Source organism: Undibacterium sp. CCC3.4, from assembly GCF_034347425.1.
In the GTDB taxonomy this organism is placed as follows: Bacteria; Pseudomonadota; Gammaproteobacteria; order Burkholderiales; family Burkholderiaceae_D; genus Undibacterium.
Window position 1 is genome coordinate 3006553 of record NZ_CP133779.1, and the last position, 24391, is coordinate 3030943.

Annotated in this window: 21 protein-coding genes and 1 pseudogene; 20 read left to right on the forward strand and 2 right to left on the reverse strand. The window is 54.1% G+C overall.

Annotation, left to right across the window (positions count from 1 at the left end; genetic code table 11):
- The first annotated feature begins 26 nt into the window (after positions 1-26).
- Both RHM61_RS13370 and RHM61_RS13375 read left to right on the forward strand, forming a co-directional pair.
- On the forward strand, positions 27-800 hold the full coding sequence (locus RHM61_RS13370) for an outer membrane lipoprotein-sorting protein (protein WP_322247800.1): 774 nt from the start codon (positions 27-29) through the stop codon (positions 798-800).
- Positions 797-2083: a hypothetical protein gene (locus RHM61_RS13375; protein WP_322247801.1), complete on the forward strand. Its 1287-nt coding sequence runs from the start codon at positions 797-799 to the stop codon at positions 2081-2083. The genes RHM61_RS13370 and RHM61_RS13375 overlap by 4 nt, the downstream gene beginning before the upstream one ends.
- A gap of 354 nt (positions 2084-2437) precedes the next feature.
- Here RHM61_RS13375 and RHM61_RS13380 read toward each other — a convergent pair whose 3' ends face one another.
- On the reverse strand, positions 2438-2737 hold the full coding sequence (locus RHM61_RS13380) for a HigA family addiction module antitoxin (protein ID WP_322247802.1): 300 nt from the start codon (positions 2735-2737) through the stop codon (positions 2438-2440).
- An 11-nt stretch (positions 2738-2748) separates the two neighbouring features.
- Positions 2749-3026: pseudogene (locus RHM61_RS20265) on the reverse strand (type II toxin-antitoxin system RelE/ParE family toxin).
- Positions 3027-3283: 257 nt separating this feature from the next.
- Here RHM61_RS20265 and RHM61_RS13395 point away from each other — a divergent pair.
- The 18 genes from RHM61_RS13395 to hemN all read left to right on the forward strand — a co-directional run bounded on the left by RHM61_RS13395 (position 3284) and on the right by hemN (position 24384).
- The gene (locus RHM61_RS13395; protein WP_322247805.1) at positions 3284-4516 is read left to right on the forward strand and encodes a nitrate/nitrite transporter; all 1233 of its coding nucleotides are present in this window, start codon (positions 3284-3286) and stop codon (positions 4514-4516) included.
- Positions 4517-5902, forward strand: a complete 1386-nt coding sequence (locus RHM61_RS13400) for a NarK family nitrate/nitrite MFS transporter (RefSeq protein ID WP_322247806.1) — start codon at positions 4517-4519, stop codon at positions 5900-5902.
- A gap of 214 nt (positions 5903-6116) precedes the next feature.
- On the forward strand, positions 6117-9857 hold the full coding sequence (locus RHM61_RS13405) for a nitrate reductase subunit alpha (RefSeq protein ID WP_322247807.1): 3741 nt from the start codon (positions 6117-6119) through the stop codon (positions 9855-9857).
- Entirely contained in the window at positions 9854-11407 is a 1554-nt protein-coding gene (narH, locus tag RHM61_RS13410; protein ID WP_322247808.1) for a nitrate reductase subunit beta, read from the forward strand. Before RHM61_RS13405 ends, narH begins: the two co-directional genes overlap by 4 nt.
- A gap of 19 nt (positions 11408-11426) precedes the next feature.
- Entirely contained in the window at positions 11427-12083 is a 657-nt protein-coding gene (gene narJ / locus RHM61_RS13415) for a nitrate reductase molybdenum cofactor assembly chaperone (protein WP_322247809.1), read from the forward strand.
- Between the two features lie 14 nt (positions 12084-12097).
- Entirely contained in the window at positions 12098-12781 is a 684-nt protein-coding gene (narI, locus tag RHM61_RS13420) for a respiratory nitrate reductase subunit gamma (RefSeq protein ID WP_322247810.1), read from the forward strand.
- Positions 12782-12810: 29 nt separating this feature from the next.
- Entirely contained in the window at positions 12811-13551 is a 741-nt protein-coding gene (locus tag RHM61_RS13425; RefSeq protein WP_322247811.1) for a peptidylprolyl isomerase, read from the forward strand.
- Positions 13552-13577: 26 nt separating this feature from the next.
- A complete protein-coding gene (locus tag RHM61_RS13430; RefSeq protein WP_322247812.1) occupies positions 13578-14030 on the forward strand; it encodes a hemerythrin domain-containing protein in 453 nt (150 codons plus the stop codon).
- A gap of 83 nt (positions 14031-14113) precedes the next feature.
- Positions 14114-15115: a GTP 3',8-cyclase MoaA gene (gene moaA, locus RHM61_RS13435; protein ID WP_322247813.1), complete on the forward strand. Its 1002-nt coding sequence runs from the start codon at positions 14114-14116 to the stop codon at positions 15113-15115.
- A gap of 24 nt (positions 15116-15139) precedes the next feature.
- Positions 15140-15844, forward strand: coding sequence for a carbonic anhydrase (locus tag RHM61_RS13440; protein ID WP_322247814.1), 705 nt, complete (start codon positions 15140-15142; stop codon positions 15842-15844).
- A 72-nt stretch (positions 15845-15916) separates the two neighbouring features.
- Positions 15917-17824: a type IV pili methyl-accepting chemotaxis transducer N-terminal domain-containing protein gene (locus tag RHM61_RS13445; RefSeq protein ID WP_322247815.1), complete on the forward strand. Its 1908-nt coding sequence runs from the start codon at positions 15917-15919 to the stop codon at positions 17822-17824.
- Positions 17825-17853: 29 nt separating this feature from the next.
- Positions 17854-18504, forward strand: a complete 651-nt coding sequence (locus tag RHM61_RS13450; RefSeq protein WP_322247816.1) for a response regulator transcription factor — start codon at positions 17854-17856, stop codon at positions 18502-18504.
- 111 nt (positions 18505-18615) lie between these two features.
- Positions 18616-19308 (forward strand): Crp/Fnr family transcriptional regulator, encoded by a 693-nt coding sequence (locus tag RHM61_RS13455; RefSeq protein ID WP_322247817.1) that lies wholly within the window; start codon positions 18616-18618, stop codon positions 19306-19308.
- 102 nt (positions 19309-19410) lie between these two features.
- On the forward strand, positions 19411-20415 hold the full coding sequence (gene ubiU / locus RHM61_RS13460) for a ubiquinone anaerobic biosynthesis protein UbiU (protein ID WP_322247818.1): 1005 nt from the start codon (positions 19411-19413) through the stop codon (positions 20413-20415).
- Between the two features lie 16 nt (positions 20416-20431).
- Positions 20432-21352: a ubiquinone anaerobic biosynthesis protein UbiV gene (gene ubiV / locus RHM61_RS13465; RefSeq protein WP_322247819.1), complete on the forward strand. Its 921-nt coding sequence runs from the start codon at positions 20432-20434 to the stop codon at positions 21350-21352.
- The gene (gene ubiT / locus RHM61_RS13470) at positions 21352-21792 is read left to right on the forward strand and encodes a ubiquinone anaerobic biosynthesis accessory factor UbiT (RefSeq protein ID WP_322247820.1); all 441 of its coding nucleotides are present in this window, start codon (positions 21352-21354) and stop codon (positions 21790-21792) included. Before ubiV ends, ubiT begins: the two co-directional genes overlap by 1 nt.
- Positions 21793-21815: 23 nt before the next feature.
- Positions 21816-22961 (forward strand): NnrS family protein, encoded by a 1146-nt coding sequence (locus tag RHM61_RS13475; RefSeq protein ID WP_322247821.1) that lies wholly within the window; start codon positions 21816-21818, stop codon positions 22959-22961.
- 13 nt (positions 22962-22974) lie between these two features.
- The gene (hemN, locus tag RHM61_RS13480; RefSeq protein ID WP_322247822.1) at positions 22975-24384 is read left to right on the forward strand and encodes an oxygen-independent coproporphyrinogen III oxidase; all 1410 of its coding nucleotides are present in this window, start codon (positions 22975-22977) and stop codon (positions 24382-24384) included.
- Positions 24385-24391 lie beyond the last annotated feature (7 nt).

Sequence of the window (24391 nt, forward strand, 5' to 3'; positions counted from 1 at the left end):
TACTGTATTTTTCATAAGGAAATCGCATGTCTGTCAAAACCCATTTCGGCGTGTTTGCGCTGGCTTTCTCACTGTGTTCGCTGGCGCTGGCGCTGGAGCCGCAAGCGATTCTGGCGGCCAGTGATGTGGTGCGCAATCCCGATTATCCTTTCGGTTTGACCAATACCCTGGTCGAGTACCGCAATGGCAAACAAACCGATACCAGTACGCTGAGCATTTACTCCAAGGCCGATGACAAGAGCGGTCAATTTCGCAGCCTGATACGCTATGTGGCACCGGCGCGCGACGCCAATAAATTGATACTTTTCAGCGGTAAGGATTTATGGTTCTACGATCCAGGCAGCAAAGCCAGCATCCGCATGTCGCCGCAGCAGCGCTTGCTCGGTCAGGCGTCCAATGGCGATGTGGTGACGGTGAATTTGGCCAAAGATTATCAGGCCGTCAGTGCCGTCGACGAGGACACGCAAGATGGCGATCGCCAGACCAAGCAGTCTTACCGTCTCATGCTCAATGCTGCGACAGCGGACGCCACCTACCATCATATCGAGATGTGGATAGAGCGCGCCAATAATCATCCGGTCAAGGCACGGTTTTACACCGACAGTGGTAAGCTGCTTAAGAGTGCCTATTACCGACGCTACGAAAAACAGTTGGGCATCGACCGACCGACTGAAACGGTGATCATCGATGGCCTCGATCCGACTTGGGTGACGGTGATGCGGTATTCGAACTTGGTCAAGCGTGAGGTGCCGGAGTTATGGTTGCAGCGCGATTATCTGCCGCGCTTCAAGCCGGAATGAGCCGCGCGCTCACACTGCTGCGGCGTAGTGGCATAGCGCTGCTGTGCTTGAGCGGTGCTGCCATGGCCCAGCAAGATCCTGATCTCGACGCCTTGCTGCTGGCCGATCAAATGCTCGCGCCGGTCGAGCAGGCCAGTAATGTGCGCTGGTTTGCCGAAGCAGCCGGCGGCGCGGCGACGCGACGCAGCGATGGCAGCACGACATCGAACCAAAGGCTGTCATTCGCGCTGCAATATGATGGTAACTTTGCGCCGGGCTGGCGCGCGGTGTTGTCTGATCGTCTGGACGTTAATTGGCCATCTTTGATTGCGCAGCAGCCCGCCATCAATACCATCAAAGAAGCGTATGTGAGTTGGCAAGCGCAGAGTGACCGCTTGTTCGATGTCGGCCGCATCAATGTCCGCAATGGCGTGGCACTCGGGTATAACCCGAATGATTATTTTAAAACCGCCTCGCTGCGTTCGGTCGTGTCGTCGGACCCGGCCAGTTTGAAAGAAAATCGTCAGGGCAGTGTCATGCTGCGCGCGCAAAAATTGTGGAGCGGCGGTTCGAGCAGCCTGGTGTTTTCACCTGGCCTCAGCCGCAGTCCGAATGCGGCGCAATTCAATCCTGATGTCGGTGCCACCAATGCCGAAAATCGCTGGCTGCTCAGTGTCAGTCAGACCATTACCGAGGGTTGGCAGCCGCAGCTGTTATTGTATAAAAATGCCGGTCAAGCCGTGCAGCTGGGCTTGAATCTGACCAGCTTGGTCGACGATGCGACGGTACTGTTTGTCGAGTGGTCGGGCGGGCAAGCACGCTCATCGATGGCGCAAGCGCTGCTGGCTCAGGGCCGCAACGTGGCCGACGATACGCGCTGGCGTAACCGGCTCGCCAGCGGGGCGACTTACACCACGACGAATAAAATCTCGTTGACGGCGGAATTCGATTACAACGGTGCCGCGCTCGACGATGCGCAGTGGAATGCAGCGGCCCATGCGCCGCTCGGCGTGTACGCAGCCTATCGTGGCTATTTGCAAACCGTGCAGGAAGCGCCGACCAAGCGCGCCGTATTTGTGTATGCCAGTTGGCAGGATGCGCTGATCAATCATCTTGATATCTCGGCCATGCAGCGTTACGACATGGCCGATGCCAGCCGCTTGCAATGGTTGGAGGCGCGTTATCATTTGAAGCAAGTGGAATTTGCTTTGCAATGGCAGCGCAACAGTGGCCGCGCACTCAGTAATTACGGTGCGGCGCTGCAGAGCCAGAATTGGGCAGTGTTGGCGCGGTATTATTTTTAATCATCAAAAATCTGATCAGGGTTTGAAACCCCGGGCTTCAGAGGCTGTCGCAAAAAGGTTTTCAGTCGGTATCATTACTTCAACTGGCAAACATGTCATTCCCCCGTGCGCTCGCTTCGTCATTCCTTGCGTAGGCGGGAATCCAGTGGCACGACAGTGCCTTCAGGGTGGGAACGTCGATCAAGGACACTTTTTTTCTGTGAAATGAACACGTCTTGCTGCGCCTGAGCGGCACAGATATAAAAGGCGCGTACGCGCCACTGGATTGCCGCCTGCGCGGCAATGACGAATTGGGCGGCTGGGTGGAGACAAACCCCTTACAGGGTCTGTTCCATCGTCGCTTGCGACGATCCATTAACTTGTTGAAATCTCACGGTTTACCGGCTTGACTATCGAGCGCGTTTTCTTTTCGGCATTCCATAAGTCATATTGCATTTGTAGACGTAGCCATACTTCGGCACTGCCACCCAGCCATTGCGCCAGGCGTATTGCCATATCTGCGCTGATCGCAGAACGACCATTGATCATTCTGGATAAGGCGACACGTGATACACCCAACTGGGTGGCCGCATCGGTCACTGTCAAACCCAATTCGGGCAATACATCGTCGCGCAATGTCTGACCGGGATGGGGTGGCTTAAACATTTTAGCCATAAAAATTGTTCCTAATGATAATCTTGGTAATTGACAATGTCAGCATCTTTACCGTTGAAACAAAATGTCAAACGCCAATGTCCATTGACTGATACCGACCAATGAGCCCGTAAATTGCCAGTCATTGATGTAAGCGCCAACCTGGGATATCCATTTCTTGTGGCGCTTGAGCTACGTTTAATAGCGCCAATTGACGCGCCAATTTGGCTGCGTGACTGGCTTGAATTCCTACTTTACTGCCAGTTAAAAAGAACTTTTCCAGTCCTTTATGTGCAAAATTAAGGATCATTTTTCTGTATCTTATAACGTTACGCGATACAATTCAATAATAATAATGATGTCATTGCTCGTCGAACTGCTTGTAGTTGGGTTCACGTAATGTGAACCATTTTTGAAATCCATGCATTGATTTTTCTCATTCCAGACTAGTCCTTTTGACCTATCAACACTTCCGTTTGCCGTCGCTGTTACCACCATCGGACGAATTCCCAAATCTGCACGACTTCCCTAAGCTGAGCCAGTTAAATCAGTTTTCAGGAGTTGATCATGAAGAGCGAACGCCAAGCGGTTTCCGTGCTGGCCTCCAGCACCCTTGCTTTTACCGTTTGTTTCACTATCTGGATGATGTTCGGCGTGATCGGTATTCCGATCAAGGCGGCTTTGCATCTGAATGAAACCGAATTCGGTTTGCTCACCGCCATGCCGGTGTTGACCGGTTCCTTGATCCGCGTGCCGCTGGGAATCTGGACCGACCGTTACGGTGGCCGCATCGTCTTGTTCATTTTGATGCTCACTACCGTGTTGCCGATTTATTTGATCAGTTACGCCAGCGCGTATTGGCATTTCTTGGTCTTGGGATTGCTGATCGGTTTGGCCGGTGGTTCGTTTTCAGTTGGTACCCCGTATGTGGCACGCTGGTTTAAAAAAGAGCGTCAGGGTTTGGCCATGGGGATTTTCGGTGCCGGCAATTCCGGTGCCGCCGTCAATAAATTCATCGCGCCGGTACTGATCGCTGCTGCCGGTTGGACTCTGGTGCCGAAAGTGTATGCCGGTTTGATGTTGGCGGCTGCTTTGATCTTTTGGCTGGGTTCGGCCACCGATCCGCACCATCAAGTCGAATCGAAGCAAAGCTGGCGCGCGCAATTGGGCATGCTCAAAGATCCCAAGGTTTGGCGTTATTGTCAGTATTACTCGGTGGTGTTCGGTGGCTATGTCGGTTTGAGCCTGTGGATGGTCAAATATTATGTCAGCGAATATGGTTTCGATATTCGCAGCGCGGCCTTGTTGGCGGCCTGCTTTTCTTTGCCGGGCGGAGTTTTGCGCGCCTTCGGCGGTTGGTTAGCCGACAAATACGGTGCGTATAAGGTGACCTGGGCGGTGATGTGGGTGTGTTGGGTGGCGTTTTTTCTGTTGTCCTATCCGCAGACCGATTTTTCCATCGCTACCGTCACTGGTTTGCGCAGTTTTCATCTTGGTCTTAGCCCGCTGTGGTTCACCGTTATTCTGTTCGTGGTCGGGATTGCCATGGCGGTCGGCAAGGCCTCGGTATTCAAATTTATTTCCGATGAATACAGCGGCAATATCGGCGCGGTGTCGGGAGTGGTCGGTTTGGCCGGCGGCTTGGGCGGCTTCATTTTGCCGATATTGTTCGGCGCGTTGCTCGATCTGTCTGGCGTGCGCAGTTCCTGTTTCATGATGTTGTATGGAGCGGTGTGCGTTTCGCTGGTGGCGATGCATTTTCAGTTTCGTAACGAAGCCAATAAATTACCGAAGGAGTGAATGATGAGCCATATTTTGAATCGCTGGGAGCCGGAAGACGCCGAGTTTTGGCAGCGCGAAGGGAGTGCGATTGCCACGCGTAATTTGTGGATTTCGATTCCCAGTTTGATGCTGGCGTTTGCGGTCTGGATGTTGTGGAGTGTGGTAGCGGCCAATTTGGATAAGGCTGGCTTTCATTTCAGTAAAGATCAGTTGTTCTTTCTGACGGCCTTGCCGGCTTTGTCGGGTGCGACCCTGCGCATTTTTTATTCGTTTCTGGTGCCGCTGTTCGGTGGTCGTAAATGGACGGCGATTTCCACTGCCAGTTTGTTAATTCCGGCGCTAGGTATGGGGTTTGCCTTGCAAGACAGTAGTACCAGTTATTCGACCTTGTTAATTCTGGCGCTGCTGTGCGGTTTGGGTGGGGGTAACTTCAGTTCCAGCATGGCCAATATCAGTTTTTTCTTTCCCAAAGCGCGCAAAGGTTATGCCACGGGCATGAATGCCGGTGTCGGTAATCTTGGCGTTTCCGTAGTGCAGTTCGTTACGCCTTTGGTGATTTCTTCGGCGCTGTTCGGTGCCGCCATCAGTGGTGATGCACACGTGTTTCATAACGCGAAAACCGGCGCAGATCAATTGTTTTGGCTCGGTAATGCCGGCTTCATTTGGGTGCCATTCATCATCGCTGCCACGCTGGCAGCCTGGTTCGGTATGAACGATATCGCTTCGGCTAAGGCAAGCTTTGCCGATCAAGCAGTGATTTTCAAGCGTAAACATAATTGGTTGATGTGTTGGCTGTACATCGGCACCTTCGGTTCTTTCATCGGTTTTTCGGCCGGGTTTGCGATGCTGATCAAGGCCCAGTTCCCTGAAGTGGAAGTGGCGCGCTTTGCTTTTCTCGGTCCCTTGGCCGGTGCCTTGGCGCGTCCATTCGGTGGCATGATCGCCGATAAAATCGGTGGCGCACGCTTGACGTTTTGGGTTTTTGCCGCCATGTCTGGCACCATTTTGCTCGGAATTTTACCGGCTTTGCATGCCCATCAATTCATGTCGTTTCTGATTTCTTTCATTGTCATGTTTGTGCTCACCGGCTTGGGTAACGGTTCCACATTTTGCATGATACCGCTGATTTTTCAAACTGAACGCGAACGTGCCGCGGCGGGCGGCGGCGCGGCGGCGCTGAAACAGGCACGTTTGGATGCGGCGCGGGAAGCGGCCGCGGTGCTCGGTTTTTCCGGTGCACTCGGGGCCTATGGCGGCTTCTTTATTCCACAAAGTTTCGGCACCTCGATCAAATTGACCGGGGGCCCCGATGCCGCCTTATACCTGTTCATCGGTTTTTATATCAGTTGCATGCTCATCACTTGGTGGAATTATTCGCGCCGTGGTGCAGCCATGCCGTGTTGATCGCTCAGGCGCCTAGTTCTTTTGAACTAGCCATCCTAGTGCCAATGCGGCCAGTGCACTGGCGCTCTGAAGAATGGTCGGATGGGGCGGCGCTGCTTACACTGGTGCTACTGACTATAGGCAAATGTTTTTTGCATCGGGCCGGCTTGATTGCCAGAGGCGCGGCCCGAAAACCAACCTGCGGGGCTGCCGCCCGCCTGATACGGAGTGTAAGATGAGTCATTTTCTCGATAGATTGAAGTTTATGTCGCGGGTGAAAAGCACCTTCGCCGATGGCCATGGTGCCGTGGTGGAGGAAGACAGACAGTGGGAAAACGCTTACCGCAGCCGCTGGCAGCATGACAAGATCGTTCGCTCTACGCATGGCGTTAATTGCACCGGTTCTTGCTCATGGAAGGTGTATGTCAAGAATGGTTTGATTACCTGGGAAACCCAGCAAACCGATTACCCGCGCACCCGTCCTGATTTGCCTAACCATGAACCGCGCGGTTGTCCGCGTGGCGCCTCGTACAGTTGGTATGTGTATTCGGCACAGCGGGTCAAGTATCCGATGATACGCGGTCGTTTGATGGAACTGTGGCAGGAAGCGCGCAAAACCATGGCACCGATCGCGGCTTGGGAAGCGATCAGCCAAAATCCGGAAAAAGCGGCGCGCTATAAATCGGTGCGCGGCCTCGGCGGCTTTGTACGGGCCGATTGGGATACGGCGCAGGAAATCATCGCCGCCTCGAATGCGTTTACGATAAAAAAATTCGGTCCGGATCGGGTAGTCGGTTTTTCGCCGATTCCGGCCATGTCTATGGTGTCGTATGCAGCCGGTTCGCGCTATCTGAGTTTAATCGGTGGCGTTTGTCTGTCGTTTTATGATTGGTATTGCGATTTGCCGCCGGCCAGCCCGCAAGTGTGGGGTGAACAAACCGATGTGCCGGAATCGGCCGATTGGTATAACTCGACGTATTTGATGGTATGGGGCTCGAATGTGCCGCAAACGCGCACGCCGGATGCGCATTTTTATACGGAAGTGCGCTACAAAGGTACCAAGACCGTGGCGGTATCGTCCGATTACGGTGAGATGGTGAAATTCGGCGATATCTGGCTGGCACCGAAGCAGGGTACCGATGCGGCCTTGGCGATGGCGATGGGGCATGTGATTTTGAAGGAATTCCATCTGCACAATCCCTCACCGTATTTCCGCAGCTACGTTAAACAGTACACCGATTTGCCGATGCTGGTCGTACTGGTAGAACGCAATGGCAGCTATGTGCCGGATCAAATGCTGCGTGCCTCGCAAATGCCCAATGCCTTGCACGAAGCGAATAATGCCGACTGGAAAACCCTGGCCATTGATGAGATCAGCGGTGCGATTGTGTCGCCGAACGGTTCTATCGGCTACCGTTGGGGCGAAGGCAAGTTCGATGACGGTGCCAAGCTCGGTCGTTGGAATTTGGAAGCCAAGGATGGCGGCAGCGGCCGCAGCATCGATCCCTTGCTCAGTTTGTGTCAGCAACATGATGCCGTGCTCAGCGTGGCTTTTAATTATTTTGGCGGTGCTGATGCCAATGATATCGTGCTGCGCAATGTGGCTGCGCGTGCGGTGAGCTTGGCCGATGGCCGTACGGTGTATGTCGCCACCGTATATGACTTGACGATGGCGAACTATGCGGTCGATCAGGGCTTGGGTGGGGCGGTCGCGCATAGTTACGATGAGGATATTCCGTACACGCCGGCGTGGCAGGAAAAGCATACCGGTGTGAAGCGCGAACTGGTGATCCAGGTGGCGCGCGAATTTGCCCGGAATGCCCACGATACCGAAGGCAAGAGCATGGTCATCGTCGGCGCAGCGCTCAATCATTGGTACCACAACGATATGATTTACCGCGGCATCATCAATATGCTGATGCTCTGCGGCTGCATCGGCAAATCCGGCGGCGGGTGGGCGCATTATGTTGGGCAGGAAAAATTGCGTCCGCAATTCGGTTGGGCACCGTTGGCGTTTGCCAGTGATTGGATGCGGCCGGCGCGGCAAATGAACGGTACCAGCTTTTTCTATGCGCATACCAGCCAATGGCGGCATGAAAAGTTGGCACTCGGTGAAATTCTGGCACCGACCGCCGATACGGCCAAGATCGGCCAGATGAGCATGATCGATATGAATGCCAAGTCGGAACGGCTCGGTTGGTTGCCATCGGCACCGCAACTCGAAACCAATCCGCTCGATGTTTGTGATGCGGCCGCGGCAGCCGGCATGACGACGCCTGAGTATTTGAAGCAGAGTTTGAAAAACGGCAGTGTCAATATGAGTTGCGACGATCCCGATAATCCGAAGAATTTTCCGCGCAATATGTTTGTTTGGCGCTCGAATATACTCGGCAGTTCCGGCAAGGGGCATGAATATTTTCTCAAGTATTTGCTTGGCACGCAGAATGCTTTGTTTGATGACCCCGAGGATGCGGTGAAACCGTCGGAAGTCAAGTTCCGTGCCGAAGCGGCCGAAGGCAAGCTCGATTTATTGGTGGTGCTCGATTTCCGCATGAGCACGACTTGTCTGTACGGCGATATCGTCTTGCCGACCGCGACTTGGTACGAGAAAGATGATCTCAATACTTCCGATATGCATCCGTTCATTCATCCGCTCAGCGAGGCAGTGCAACCCTTGTGGGAGAGTCGTACCGATTGGGAAATTTACAAGGGCATCGCTGCCAAGTTCACGGAAATCGGCGGCGAGTATCTCGGTACGCGTCAGGATGTGGTGCTGCAACCGCTGATGCATGATACGCCGGGCGAATTGGGGCAAGCGTTCGAGCCGCAAGATTGGAAAAAGGGCGAATGCGACTTGATACCGGGTAAGACGGCACCGAATTTCATCGTGGTGGAACGCAATTACAAAGATATTTTTAAGAAGTTCACCTCGATCGGGCCTTTGCTCGATAAGTTGGGCAATGGCGGCAAGGGTATCAACTGGAATACCGAGCATGAAGTGCAGGAAATCGCCGGTATCACGAAAATTGTCACTGAAGCTGGCGTCAGCCAAGGCCGTCCGCGGCTTGATACGGCGATTGATGCCTGTGAAATGATCTTGACCTTCGCACCCGAAACCAATGGCCATGTTTCGGTCAAGGCTTGGGAAGCACTGGGCAAGATTACTGGCCGCGATCATACGCATTTGGCGCGCGGACGCGAGCACGACAAAATCCGCTTTCGCGATGTGCAGGCACAACCGCGCAAGATTATTTCGGCACCGACCTGGTCTGGTTTGGAATCGGAAGAAGTCAGTTACAGCGCCGGCTATACCAATGTGCATGAATATATTCCTTGGCGCACGCTGACCGGGCGTCAGCAATTTTATCAAGACCATCGTTGGATGCTCGATTTCGGTGAAGGTTTGTGCGTCTATAAGCCGGCCATCGATACCAAGACGGTAGCACCGATGCTCAATCGTTCACCGAATGGTGAGAAAGAAATCGTTCTCAATTTCATCACGCCGCATCAGAAATGGGGGATTCATTCTACCTATTCAGACAATCTGCGCATGCTCACGCTCAGTCGCGGCGGGCCGCATGTGTGGGTGTCGGAAATCGAGGCGCAAGAAGCCGGGCTGGTAGATAACGATTGGGTTGAGGTGTTCAATAGCAACGGGACCTTGACGGCACGCGTGGTGGTCAGTCAGCGGGTTCCGAAAGGCATGTGTCTGATGTATCACGCGCAGGAAAAGATCATTAATACTCCCGGTGCTGAACTCAGTGGGCAGCGCGGCGGAATTCATAACTCGGTCACGCGGGCGGTGCTGAAACCTACCCATATGATAGGCGGCTATGCCCAGTTGGCTTACGGTTTCAATTATTACGGCACGGTTGGCAGTAACCGCGATGAATTCGTGGTGTTACGCAAAATGAAAAAAGTAGACTGGCTCGATGGCCGTCTCGATGAGAAAACCGGACAGGGAGCTGCAACATGAAAATTCGTGCACAAGTGGGCATGGTGCTCAATCTCGATAAATGCATAGGTTGCCATACCTGTTCCGTCACATGCAAAAATGTCTGGACCAGTCGCGATGGCGTCGAGTACGCTTGGTTCAATAACGTCGAAACCAAGCCCGGCATCGGTTATCCGAAAGAATGGGAAAACCAACAGAAGTGGAAGGGCGGTTGGCAGCGTTCGGCCGATGGCCAGTTGACTCCCAAGCAGGGCGGTAAGTTACGGATCCTGGCGAATTTGTTCGCCAATCCGAATTTGCCGGCGATCGATGATTATTATGAGCCATTTACGTTTGATTACGAACACTTGCAAAACGCGCCGCTGATGCAAACGCCGCCAACGGCACGGCCGATTTCTGTCATCACCGGTAAGAAGATGGATAAGATTGTTTGGGGCCCGAATTGGGAGGACGATCTCGGTGGTGAATTCAGCGCCCGCAGTAAGGATGCGCTGTTCGAAGGCTTGCAAAAAGAAATGTACAGCACCTTCGAATCGACTTTCATGATGTATTTGCCGCGGCTGTGCGAGCACTGCCTCAATCCTGCTTGCGTGGCGTCGTGCCCATCGGGTTCGATATACAAGCGTGAGGATGATGGCATCGTGTTGGTGGATCAGGATAAATGCCGCGGTTGGCGCATGTGTATTTCCGGCTGTCCGTACAAGAAAATTTACTATAACTGGAGCTCGGGTAAGGCCGAGAAATGTACCTTTTGTTATCCGCGCATCGAAGCTGGTCAACCGACCGTATGTTCGGAAACTTGTGTTGGTCGGATTCGTTATCTCGGCGTGCTGTTGTATGACGCTGATAAAATCGCCGCCGCCGCAGCGGTGCCGGACGAGCAGGATTTGTATCAGGCGCAGCTCGATTGCTTCCTCGATCCGCATGATCCGGCCGTGATTGCCGAAGCGCGCAAGCATGGCATTCCTGAGAGTTGGATCATCTCGGCACAGAAATCGCCGGTATATAAAATGGCGATGGAATGGAAGATTGCGTTTCCGCTGCATCCGGAATACCGCACGCTGCCGATGGTGTGGTATGTGCCGCCGCTGTCGCCAATTCAAAAGGCGGCCGAAGCTGGCCACATGGGGATGAACGGCATTATTCCCGATGTCAAATCACTGCGCATTCCTATCCGCTATCTGGCTAATTTGCTCACTGCCGGTAAAGAAGCACCGGTGCTGGCAGCCTTGGAACGCATGCTGGCCATGCGCGCCTATAAACGTGCCGAAACCGTGCACCATGTGGCCGATACGGCGGTGTTGGAGCAGGTTGGTTTGACGGCGGCACAAGTGGAAGATATGTACCAAACCTTAGCCATCGCCAATTACGAAGACCGTTTCGTGATTCCTTCTTCGCACAAAGAAATGGTGGAAGATAGTTTCAACGAGAAGGGCAGTTGCGGCTTTACCTTCGGTAATGGCTGTTCTGACGGTATTTCGGAAACTTCTTTGTTCGGTAAAAAACCGCAAGGCAGCGCGATTTTTGTATCGATGCCGAAATCGCGTAAAAAAAGCGCCACCACAGACTGAGTTTACGAGGAATAAGAATATGACTATTTATCGCATTTTATCGGCCTTGCTCAGTTATCCGCAGGCCGAGTTGCTCGCCGCGCTGCCGGAAATCGAGCTGGCCTTGGCGGCCACCCCGGACAGCGCCGCCGCCTTGGCCCCCTTACTTGATTATCTGGCCCACACCGGCCTGATCACGCTGCAAGAAAATTATGTGGCGAACTTCGATCGCACGCCTTCGCTGGCCTTGCATTTGTTTGAACATATCCACGGTGAAAGTCGCGACCGCGGCCAAGCCATGGTGGATTTGATCGATGAATACCGACGTCATGGTTTCGAGCCGGAGGTGAGCGAATTGCCCGACTTCGTGCCGCTGTTTTTAGAATTTTTAAGTCTGGTCGATAGTGTGGCCGCCGTCAAACTACTAGGTGAAGCAATCCATGTGTTGGCCGCTATCGGCGTGCGACTGCAGCGGCGTGAAAACCCTTACGCCAACCTGTTTCTACTGCTGACTAGCTTCACCGATGTGGTGCCCCAAGAACAGGGGGAGCCGCCGGTACGCGATATGGATGATGCTATGGAAACTTTCGGCCCCGGTGCTGATGGCGTCGAACCGCTGTTACGGCCTGGTGGCCCACAGACTGTGAATTTTTATCCGCAGCGGCCACCGACAGCGATGTCGGGGTCGTGTCATTGAAAGGGGTGGCGAGCATGAATTATCTACATCAATTCCTTTACGGGATTTATCCTTATATCGCGCTGGCGATTTTCTTACTCGGCAGTTTGCTGCGTTTCGAGCGCGAACAATACACCTGGAAGAGTGATTCTTCGCAATTGCTGTATGCCGGTCAACTGCGGCTGGGGAATTTGTTGTTTCACGTCGGCGTGTTGGGCCTGTTCTTCGGTCACTTGGTCGGGCTGCTGACACCAGTCATCGTTTGGGACACGCTCGGTATCAGCCATAGCCTGAAACAAATGGTGGCGATGCTGGCTGGCGGTGTATTCGGTAGCCTCGGTATGCTCGGTTTGTTGATTTTGCTGCAGCGGCGTTTGATGAATGCGCGTGTCGCCGCGCAGACGAAGGGTCGCGATAAGCTCTTGCTGGGATGGATTTTCATTACGCTGGCGCTTGGTTTATCGACGATTTTTGAATCGGCCAATCACCGCGACGGCCACATGATGGTGTTGTTGATGAATTGGGCGCAGCATATCTTTACCTTGCGTGCGGATGCGGCTGACTTCATCGTCGATGCGCCTTTGTTATTCAAGCTACATTTATTCATGGGCATGAGTTTGTTCGTGATTTTTCCTTTCACCCGCCTGGTGCATGTCTGGAGCGGCTTTGCGGCGCTCGGCTATGTTACGCGCGCTTGGCAATTGGTACGGCCGCGCTGAGCGCTGTCATTTACTCGGGAGTAAACACAATGCCGGTTATTGTTAATGGTGTCGAACTCAATGACGCCGACATGGCGGCGGCCTTGGCCGCCAGTGATCAGTCCGATGTGTCGGCGGCCATGACGGCGTTGGTGCTGCGGCGAGTATTGCTCGATGAAGCGGCAGCGCTCGGTTTGCAGGCAGCCGATGAAGAGGGCGTGATCGAAGCGCTGTTGGCGCAGCAAGTGCCGCTGCCAAGCCCAGATGAGAGCGATTGTCGGCGTCAATACCAAGCGTATCCGCAGCGGTTTACGGTGGGTCAGTTAGCCGAAGTCAGTCATATTTTATTTCAAGTCACGCCGGCCGTCGATCTGGCGGCTTTGCGTGCGCATGCCGAAACTGTGTTGGCCGCTGTGCTGAACGGTACCAGCAGCTTTGCGGCGGCGGCAGCAGCGAATTCGAATTGTCCCTCGGCTGCCGTGGCCGGCAATCTGGGCCAGATAGCACGTGGTGCCTGTGTGCCGGAATTTGAAAGCGCGGTATTTTCCGCTGCGGTCGGGGCGGTGATCGGGCGTTTGGTGGAAACCCGCTTTGGCTTGCATATCATCGCCATCGGTCGGGTCGTGCCGGGGCAGTTGCTGCCGTTTGCAAGCGTGCAGCATCAAATTGCCAGCGCCTTGCATCAAGCTGCTTACGATAGGGCGGTGCGCCAGTATTTGCACCTTGCGGTCGGTCGCGCCAGTATTTCCGGCATCGATCTGGGTAGCGCGGATAGTCCGCTGCTGCAGTGAATCTCAAATTTGAAGAAGGAAATATCATGTCTGTAGCCATTAAAGAATTGATCCGTCAACATCACAGTGCCGACAATTGCTTGGCGCAGTGTCACGCCGCTTTGAATCGGGCGGAGCCGGCCGTGGCGGCGCAACATTTCAGCCAGTTTGACTCGGAGCTCAGGGCCCATATTCGCCTTGAAGAAGAGCGCTTGTTTCCAGCTTTTGAACAGGCTACCGGCAATCTGAGTGGGCCGACCATGGTGATGCGGACCGAGCATGTCGATATGCTGGCCTTGTGTGGGGAAATCCATGCACAGTTGGCACAAGTCAGCGCTGGCAATGCGCAGGCTCTGCTGGCGCGTTTGGGAACGGTCTTGGAACAACACAGCCTGAAAGAAGAAACTGTGTTGTATCCGATGTGTGCTGCGCGCATCAACGATCTGAGTGGCGTGCTCGGCATGGGCAGTGGCTGTTGCGGGGCCTGTTCCTGCGGATAGGCACCGGCCTCCGCCGAAAGAACTAGTACGACCTAGTCTGGCGGCGAATGGTCAGTGCGTGCGTGCTCAGGCACAATCGAGTGATGGAAACCCTTGCCCACACCTCGCCAGCCTTGATCGATCGCTTCGGCCGACGCGTCAGTTATTTGCGTTTGTCGGTGACCGACCGTTGCGATTTACGTTGCAGTTATTGTATGCCCAAGCATTTTTCCGACTTCGAAGAGCCGGAAAATTGGCTGCGCTTCGATGAAATTGAACGCGTGGTCGCGGCTTTTGCGCGCATGGGCGTGGCACGCCTGCGCCTGACCGGCGGCGAGCCGCTGTTGCGCCGGCATTTGCCCGCGCTGGTGAGTCGGCTGGCAGCTTTGCCCGGTTTGAGCGATATCGCGCTCTCGACCAATGCCACCCAATTACCGAAACACGCGGCGGCCTTACGCGCTGCCGGTGTCAGTCGCATCAATGTCAGTCTCGATAGCCTCGATCGTGCCTGTATCGAAAAAATTACCGGTCGTGATAGTTTTGCCAGTATTTTGGCCGGTTTGCGCGCCGGGAAGGCGGCCGGTTTTGCGCCGATTAAAGTCAATATGGTGCTCATGAAAGCGGTGAACGAGCATGAAATCATGAAGATGGCGCAATTTTGTTACGATGAAGGCTATCTGTTGCGCTTGATTGAAGCCATGCCTATCGGCAGCAGTGGGCGTGCCAGTGCCTATCTCGATGTCGGCCCGGTGCGTGAGCAATTGGTGCGCCGTTTTGATTTGATTCCAGAGGTGGCCGAACTCGGTGGTGGGCCGGCGCGCTACTGGCGTACCCGTGATGGGCGCGGTACTATTGGTTTTATTTCACCGCTCAGTCAGCATTTCTGTGCCAGTTGCAACCGCGTGCGCTTGGCCGTCGATGGTACTTTGTATCTGTGCCTCGGTCAGGATGAGAAATTGGCCTTGCGCCCCTTGCTGCGCGCCGGGATCAGCGATGTTGAGCTGGAGTTGGCGCTGCGCGCGGCGATAGAACTCAAGCCGGAGCGCCATGACTTCACTGAGCAGCCTGATAAAATCATACGCTTCATGTCACAGACCGGCGGCTGAGGCGTTTTTTTTGCGAAGACGATTGTGACTGAAACGAATAAACTTCATCAATTCATCGAAGGTTTTCAACGCTTTCAAAGTAAATACTTTGTCGGCGAAGAGGCTCTGTACCACCGGCTTAAGCTCGGGCAAGACCCGAGTACTCTGCTGATCGGCTGTTGCGATTCGCGCGTCGATCCGGCGCTGCTGCTTGATTGTGATCCCGGTGATATTTTCGTGGTGCGCAATGTCGCCAATCTGGTGCCGCCTTGCAGTGATAGTGAGCATGTACATGGCGTCAGCGCGGCGATACAATTTGCGGTCGAAAGTTTGCAGGTGCAGCGTATCATCGTGATGGGACATGAAAAATGCGGCGGCATACGCGCACTGATGCAGCCTGCGCAGCCCGACCAAGCGGATCAAACGTCGCGTCCGCTCGATTTCATCGGTCGCTGGATGCGCATGGTTGAGCCGGTCAAGCAGCAGGTGTTACAGCGACTGGCCCATTGCAGCCAAGAGGAACAGCATCGCGCCTGTGAAATGGGTGCGGTGATCATGTCGCTCAATCATTTACGTAGCTTTCCCTGGGTGGCCGAACGCGAAGCGGCCGGCAGCATCGTCTTGCATGGCTGGTATTTTGACATGAGTGAGGGTGCTTTACTGGCGTATTCGGAGCGTTCCGATTCATTTTTGCCGATGGTGTGCCCGTTGGGTGTAGCTCAGCATAGCCGTCGCAGTGCCTTCGTTTGAGGAAGAAAACCCTATGTATCTGAAGCGCCGTATTGTTACACGCGCTTGTCGCGCCCTTGGCGTGGCACAGTCATGAGCGTGGCTATTCTTCCGGTCAGCAAGCGCCTGACGTTTCGTATCTTGCTCAGTACCTTGATTGGCTTGGGACTTACACTGACGGCGATTGCGTATACCTTGGTCTTGTCTTGGCAATTAGAGGGCGGCGGTGCGGCTATCAATGAAGCCGGTAGTTTGCGCATGCGTTCGTACCGCTTGGCGGTGGCGCTGGAACATACGCCGGCCGATGTGCCACAGCAATTACGTGAATTTTCTCGCACCTTGACGGCACTGCAGGAAGGCGATGCGAAACGACCCTTGTTTCTGCCCACCAGCAGCAGTATCCGACTACAAATGCAGAGGGTGGTGCAGACGTGGGAGCAGCGTGTGGAAGTCGATGCCAAGGCGGCGCTGACGGATAGTGGCAGCGCACGCCAACAGGCGCTGTCGCGTTACATGCAAGAGCTACCTCTGTTTGTCGACAGTATTAATGTGCTGGTATCGCTGGTCGAAGTGGAGTTGGCCGAAAAAACTACCTGGCTGCGCTTGTGTCAGACCGCCTTGACGTTTATGTCTTTGGCCGCCAGCGTGGCGCTACTGTATTTGCTCTATCTTTGGATCGTCGGACCGGTCAGTCGCATGCAAAGCGGTATCGCGCGCATGTCGAATGACGACTTGAGCGTGCGTTTGCCGATTGAGAGTGAAGATGAATTCGGTGTGCTGGCACACGCATTCAATCAGATGGCCGACCGCGTGCAAACGGTGCATCGAACCTTGGAACAGCGGGTGTTGGAAAAAACGGCGCAATTACAGGAGCAACATCATGAAATCAGTACGCTCTATGAGATTGCCGGGTTCTTGGCCGGCCCACATGCGATAGAAGAATTATGTCGCGGCTTTTTACATCGCATCATGCAGCGTATCGCCGCCGATGGCGGGACGGTGCGCATACTCGATAATCACAGCGACCATCTGCATATTACCGTGCATGAGGGTATTTCTGAGCAAATGATCGAAGAAGAACATTGTATCAAGACTGACGCTTGTTTCTGTGGGACGGCGACTCAGCAAGGCATTATTCTGATACGCGATTTTCGTCAATTGAATCAGCAGCACCGGTTTCGTTGTCAGGACGAGGGCTTTTTTTCGCTGGCGGTATTTCAAATTTTGGCGCGCGAACAGGTGATCGGCAGTTTTTCTCTGCATTTTCGCGCCGAACGTGTGATCAGCAGGGAAGAGTTGCGTTTACTCGAAACGCTGGGGAAGAATCTCGGAACGGCGATAGAAAACCAACGTTTGATCGCAAAAGAAAAAGAATTCGCCGTCTCGCAAGAGCGTAATTTGCTGGCCCAAGGTTTACACGATAGTATCGCGCAAGGTTTGAACTTTCTTAATTTGCAGGTGCAAATGCTGGAAGATTCGCTTAAGCGTCAAGCTTATACGGAAATTGTCGAGATCACCCCGCTACTGCGCGCCGGCGTACAGGAAAGTTATGAAGATGTGCGCGAATTGCTGCTCAATTTTCGCACCCGCTTGCAGGATAGTGATTTGATTTCAGAGATGCGCAATGTGCTCAATAAATTCCAACGCCAGACTGGGATTGCGACCGATATTGCCTTGCAGGGCAATGGCGCGGCGCTGGCCTCGGAACAGCAATTGCAAGTATTGTTCATCTTGCAGGAAGCTTTATCCAATGTGCGCAAACATGCCGATGCCAGTCTGGTCAGTCTGCATATCCGAAATGAACGCGATTTCTCTTTCGTCATCAGCGATAACGGTCAAGGCTTTGACCTTAGCGATGTCCAAGGGGAGGAGCACATCGGTTTGCGCATCATGCGTGAGCGGGCACAACGCTTGTCGGCCACCTTCGAAATCAGCAGTGAGCGTGGCGTCGGTACCCATATTTCTCTGCATGTGTTACGGCAGGAACGATTGGTGGCTTAGCTCTATTACAGCTTAGTTAGAAAGAACGCATGACGATCAAAATATTATTAGTCGACGACCATACCTTATTCCGCAGCGGCATGCGTTTGCTATTACAACGTAATCCTGAGTTTGACATCGTCGGTGAAGCTGCCGATGGTCTTGAGGGCGTCAAGCGGGCCAAACAATTGCGTCCCGATGTGGTGTTGATGGATTTGAACATGCCGGGTTTGTCGGGTTTGGAAGCGCTGCAGTTGATTATCGAAGATTTGCCGGATACGGCGGTGTTAATGTTGACCGTGTCGGAAGAAGCAGAAGACTTGACGCGCGCACTCAAGAGCGGTGCACGCGGTTATCTGTTGAAAAATATCGAAGCTGATTACTTGACTCAGGCGATAAAACGCGCGGCTGCCGGCGAAGCGGTGATCGCCGATGCCATGACGGCCAAATTAGTCATGCAATTTCGCAGCGGTCAACACTTGGCAGTGCCGACTGAACGCGATAAATTGACGCCACGTGAACGCGACACCATGGTGTGCTTGGCGCGCGGTGAAAGTAATAAGGAAATCGCGCGCCACCTGGATGTGGCGGAAAGTACGGTAAAAATTCATGTGCAGAATATTCTGAAAAAGCTCAATTTGAGCTCGCGCGTGCAAATCGCCGTGTATGCAGTGGAACATCGACTCGACAAAGCCGGATGAGATACAGTCAACCCTTCGTTTGCATGTGCGTTCTAGTTCACTTGGCGGATAGGCGTGGGCAGGGTGCCTGACTACACTTGATCTCTGACAGTTTTTTTTCGGAGACCAGTGATGAATAACTTGAATTTGATGGGCTTGCTCGAAAATCATGCCTTGTTCCGTCATATTTCAGCGGCCGAATTGGGCGCGCTGCAGAGCGAGGTCGTGAAGTTGGAATTCGATAAAGGCAGCCTGTTGCTACGCAAGGGCGACACCGCGCACGCCAGCTATATCGTGGTGTTCGGCTTGGTTAAACTGAGCTTACCTTCGGTGCAGGGCAATGACAAAGTATTGGAATTGATACGCGCCGGCCAAAGCTTTGGCGAAGCGATGATGTTTCTCGATGAACCCTATCCATTTCACGCCGAAGCGTTGGAACATACCTTGGCGCTGAAAGTGCCGCGCCAGGCCTTGCTGAGTCTGCTCGCCAGTTCGCCCGTGATTGCGCGTCAGATGATGGCCGGTCTGTCGTATCGCCTGCTGGGCTTTATTCGCAGCGTCGAGCGCTATTCCTTGCAAAGCGCCAGTCAGCGTGTGGTCGATTATCTGTTGCAGACCTCGGCGATGCAAAGCACTAATGATGTGCGGCTGGAGTTGAAGAAGCATTTGCTCGCCTCGCTACTCAATGTATCGCCGGAAACCTTGTCGCGCGTGCTGCATCAGCTGAGCGATGAAAAACTCATACGCGTCTGTGGTTCCACCATTCACATCGGCTGCGCCACCGCGCTACAAATCTATCAAACTGAGCAACCGGCCTGGCATTGATACGCGGTGTGGCTTGAAATGGCCGACTATGGCAGCATGACGTTCGATTTTATTGACCGAGAACAATGACTGTCAGGATTTTTTTCACTATCATCGTTTGTCATGAAAACACTTGATTTGGTGGCTCCTGCCGGTAGTCTGGTCGCGCTTAAGGCGGCTGTAGACAAAGGAGCGGATGCAGTTTATCTGGGCTTGCGCAATGCGACCAATGCGCGCAATTTCGGTGGACTCAATTTCAGTGACGACGATATTAGCAGCGGCGTCGAGTATGCGCATCGCCGTGGCCGGCAAATTCTGTTTGCCATCAACACCTTCCCACAGCCGCGCGCGGCGGCCGAATGGCGTAACGCGGTCGACAGTGCCGTGCGCCTCGGGGCCGACGCCGTCATTTTAGCCGATCCCGGTTTGATGGCTTATGCGCGTGATCGTCACCCCGATTTGCGTTTGCACTTGTCGGTGCAGGGTTCGGCCACCACGGTCGACGCCATCGAATTGATGCGCGAACAATTCGGCATACGCCGCGCGGTGTTGCCACGGGTGTTAAGCCTGCCGGAAATTGAAAAAATCATTCGCCAAACCAGTGTTGAAATCGAAGTCTTTGGCTTTGGCAGTTTGTGCGTGATGGCTGAAGGACGCTGTTTGCTGTCGAGTTACGTTACCGGTGATTCACCGAATAATAAAGGCGTGTGTTCGCCAGCCCATGCGGTCAGTTGGACCGAGCGCGAGCAGGTACTCGAAGCACGCTTGTCCGGCACCCTGATCGATCGCTATGCGGCAGGCGAAGCCGCTGCCTATCCGACTCTGTGCAAAGGACGTTTCTTGGTCGATGGTGAAATTGATTATGCTCTCGAAGAACCGACCAGTTTGAATGCGATTTCGCTGCTACCGAAACTAGTGACGATGGGGGTGGCGGCATTAAAAATCGAAGGACGTCAGCGTAGCCCCACGTATGTAGGCCAAGTGGTGGCAACTCTGCGCGCCGCACTCGACAACGCGCAAGCTGACCCGGAGCGCTATTCAGCGCGGCCGGAATGGCAAACCATGCTGGCGCGGCATGCCGAAGGCGCGCAAGTTACTCAGGGCGCGTTTGATCGCCCTTGGAAATAAAGGGACAACCCGCAGTATGACTACTTTTCGACTTTCTCTGGCACCGCTGGCTTATTACTGGAGCCGCGCCGATACCTTGCAATTTTATGCCACGGCAGTCGATTGGCCGGTTGACATTGTCTACCTCGGTGAAGTGATTTGTTCGCGTCGACATGTGATGAAAACCGATGACTGGCTGGCGCTGGCTCTTGAATTACGCGCGGCCGGAAAAGAAGTGGTGTTGTCCAGCCTGACCCTGATCGACAATGATGCCGACCGCCGCGCCATGCTGCGCTTGGTCGAGCGCGCTGGCGCTGCCGGTCTGATGGTGGAGGCGAATGATTTCAGTGCCGTGCGCGCGCTGCAAGGGCAAGCCTTCGTGGCCGGGCCTCATTTGAATGTGTATCACGCCGACACCCTGGCTTGGTTACAAGAATTGGGTGCGCTGCGCTTCGCGCCGCCGCTGGAGCTGGCACGCGACGACTTAGCCGCCTTGCAAGCGCAACGTAGCCCGAACATGCAAACGGAAGTGCAAGTCTGGGGTCGCATGGCCTTGGCGTATTCGGCGCGCTGTTTTACTGCGCGCCACCACCGTTTGCGCAAAGATAATTGTGAATTTCGCTGTGGCGATTATCCCGATGGCTTGGCGCTGGCGACCCGTGATGGCGCGGAGTTTTTAAGCCTGAATGGTATCCAGACGCAAAGCGCGGTGTGTCTTGATCTCGGTGCCGCCTTACCGGCGCTGGCCGAACTTGGGGTTGAAGTGCTGCGCTTGCAGATTCAATCGCAGGGCATGGCCGCGGTGGTGGCCGCTTTCGATTTGGCACGTCGCAGCGGTACTGCGGCGCTACTCGTGGATACGCTGTTGCCGCCGCTGGCTGCGCGCAGCAATGGTTATTGGCACGCGCAGGCGGGCATGCGCTGGTTATCTGAACCTACTGAGGGAGCTTGTCACTGATGAACTTTGTTGATTTTCGTTTTCCCGCTGTGCTGCGTCAGCTGACGCGTCATTTGCCGGCACCGCTGGCCAGTGCGCCTTTGTTACTGCTGTTGGAAGTGGCGCGGCGGCGTGCACTGTTGGTGGCGCCAGCCACGCTGTATGGCCGCAGCTTTCGGATTGTGGTCGAAGATCTGGCGCTGACGCTGTGCTTTCATTGCGACGCCGGACGCTTCAAATCGCTGCCGGCGAGTAGTCCGGCCGATGTGACGATGACGGCCAAGGCGGTCGATTTTTTTCAGATGGCGTCTGGTATGGAAGATGCCGATAGCTTGTTTTTTCGGCGGCGCTTACGTATCGAAGGCGATACCGAACTGGGCGTGGCGGTCAAGTATTGGATCGATGCCAGCGAACGTCCGGCTTGGTTGAGCCGCTGCGCCAGTCGGCTGGCCAGTATGTAATACCCCCTTGCAAGGATAAGAAAATGAAACGACTCGCCATAGCACCACACCGACTGTACTTTTTTCTCGGCGGACTGGCCGTGACCATGCTGTTTTTCTGGTGGCTGCTACAGCTGCTGCAGCAGCAAAGCCAAGCGCTGCCCTTGCATGCCTTGGTCATGCCCTTGGGCGTGTTTCCATTGTTTATACTCGGCTTCACGTTTACCGCCGGTCCGCGTTGGCTCGCGCTTGATACGCCCGATCATGATTTTTTGCTGCATGGTGCGACCTATTTTGTCGGCATGTTGTTGGTGCTGTTTTCTGCGGCGTTTGGCTTGCATGCCTTGCGCAGCTCCGGCTTCGTGTTCATGTCAGCGGCCTGGTGTGCCGTCACTTGGCGTTGGATAGGCTTGTTGCGACATAGTCGCGCAGTTGATAAACAGCATGCGCGCGCGCTCGCCGCGGCGATGCTGGGTGGGGCTTTGGCCTTGCTGGCGACGCTGTGCTGGAGTGCCGGTTGGAGTGCTGCGTGGTTGGCGGCGCGCGAATTAAGCTTTTTCGCTTTTTTGTTACCGGTGTTTTTGACGGTTTGCCACCGCATGCTGCCATTTTTCAGCAGTAATGTGCTGGTCCGGTATGCGCCGTGGCGGCCGGATTGGCTGTTGACTTTTTGGTTGAGCGGCTGTGTGTTACAAGCTTGCGCCGATATGCTGGCGTGGCAGTGGCTGGCTGCACTCAATGCTGCGGCGCTGGCGCTGAGTTTTTTGTATACTTCGTGGCGCTGGGGTATCGCTCGCAGCCTGCCAAACCGTTTGCTGGCGATGTTGCACTTGTCATTTGCTTGGTTGAGTGTGGTGTTTGCCTTGCAAGCGGCCGCCAGTCTGGGTTTCGTGCCGACATCGGCGGCGCTGCATGCGCTCGCGCTCGGCTTCATGGGGACCATGTTGGTCGCCTTTGTCAGCCGTGTTTCCTTCGGTCACAGCGGCCGGCCCTTGCAAGTATCGAATTTTTTGTGGTTACTGTATTTGGCGCTGCATGCAGCCGCCGTAGCGCGTGTGGCAGCCAGTTTATTGGCCATGCCGGCTTTGCTGATTTGGTCTGCCGCAGCCTGGCTGCTGCTGTTAATCGGCTGGATGGGAATGATGCTGCCTTTGTATTTGGGCGCGCGCGCCGATGGTAAACCGGGTTAATCGAGAGGAAAAAATGAACATAGCTGAAAAAAATGACACCGTGGCCGATCAAATCGATTTGTCGGAAGCCTTGATCCGTCAATTTGATACATCCGGCCCACGCTACACTTCGTATCCGACCGCCGATCGCTTTCATCAGAATTTTGATGAAAGCATGTATTTACATTATCTTGGTCAGCGTAAGAATAACAGCGATAATCCGCTGCTGTCGCTGTATTTACATTTACCGTTTTGCGAATCGCTTTGCTATTTTTGCGCCTGTAATAAAATTATCACGCAAGATCATAGCCGTACCACCGAATACCTGCGCTATTTGGCTAAGGAAATCGCCTTGGTGGCCGAGCACATTGGCCCAGACCGTTTGACTGCGCAATTACACCTCGGTGGCGGTTCACCGACTTTTTTCAGTTCCGATGAATTGCGCCAACTGATGCAGTTGTTGCGTCAGCATTTCAATTTTACCGAGGATGCCGAGATCGGCGTCGAAATCGATCCGCGCACCGTCAAGCCAGAAACTCTGGCCGTGTTGGCCGAACTCGGTTTTAATCGGAATAGTTTCGGTGTGCAGGATTTTGACCCAGCCGTGCAGCAAGCGGTGAACCGCATTCAACCTTATGAAATGGTGGAGGCGGCCGTGCTCGGCAGCCGTCAAGCGCAGTTTCAGTCGATTAATGCCGATCTGATTTACGGCTTGCCTAAGCAATCGATGGCCAGTTTCAGCCTCACGCTCGATCGTTTGATTACGCTGGCACCGGATCGCATCGCTTTGTATAACTACGCCCATTTGCCTTCGCGTTTCAAAGCCCAGCGCCAGATTATCGAAGCCGATTTACCCTCGGCCGAAGAGCGCTTGCAAATTTTTATGATGTCGACCAGGCGCTTGCTCGAAGCTGGCTACGTGTATATTGGTCTCGATCATTTTTCCAAACCGGATGATGAATTGAATAAGGCACGTCAGAATCAGACTTTACATAGGAATTTTCAAGGCTATACCACCCGTGCCGATTGTGATCTGATTGGTTTTGGCGTTTCCGCCATCGGTAAGGTCGGCCATTCTTACAGTCAATCGGTACGCACTATCAAAGAATATTACCAGTCGCTCGATGCCGGGCATTTGCCGATTGAGAAAGGGACGGCGCTTACTAGCGATGATTTGCTACGTCGCGAAGTCATCATGACGTTGATGTGCAGTATGCCGCTCGACATTGCTGCACTTAATCTGCGCTATCAAATTGATTTTTCTGCTTACTTTGCCAGCGAAATTGCCGCTTTGGCGCAGTATGAAGACGTTGGCTTCTTGATCGTCACACCGCAGCGGATTAGTGTGACACCGAAAGGGCGCTTATTTGTGCGCGCCGTGGCGATGGTATTTGACAAGTACTTGCAAGGCACCACCACGGCGACCTACTCGAAACTGATTTGATCGTGCC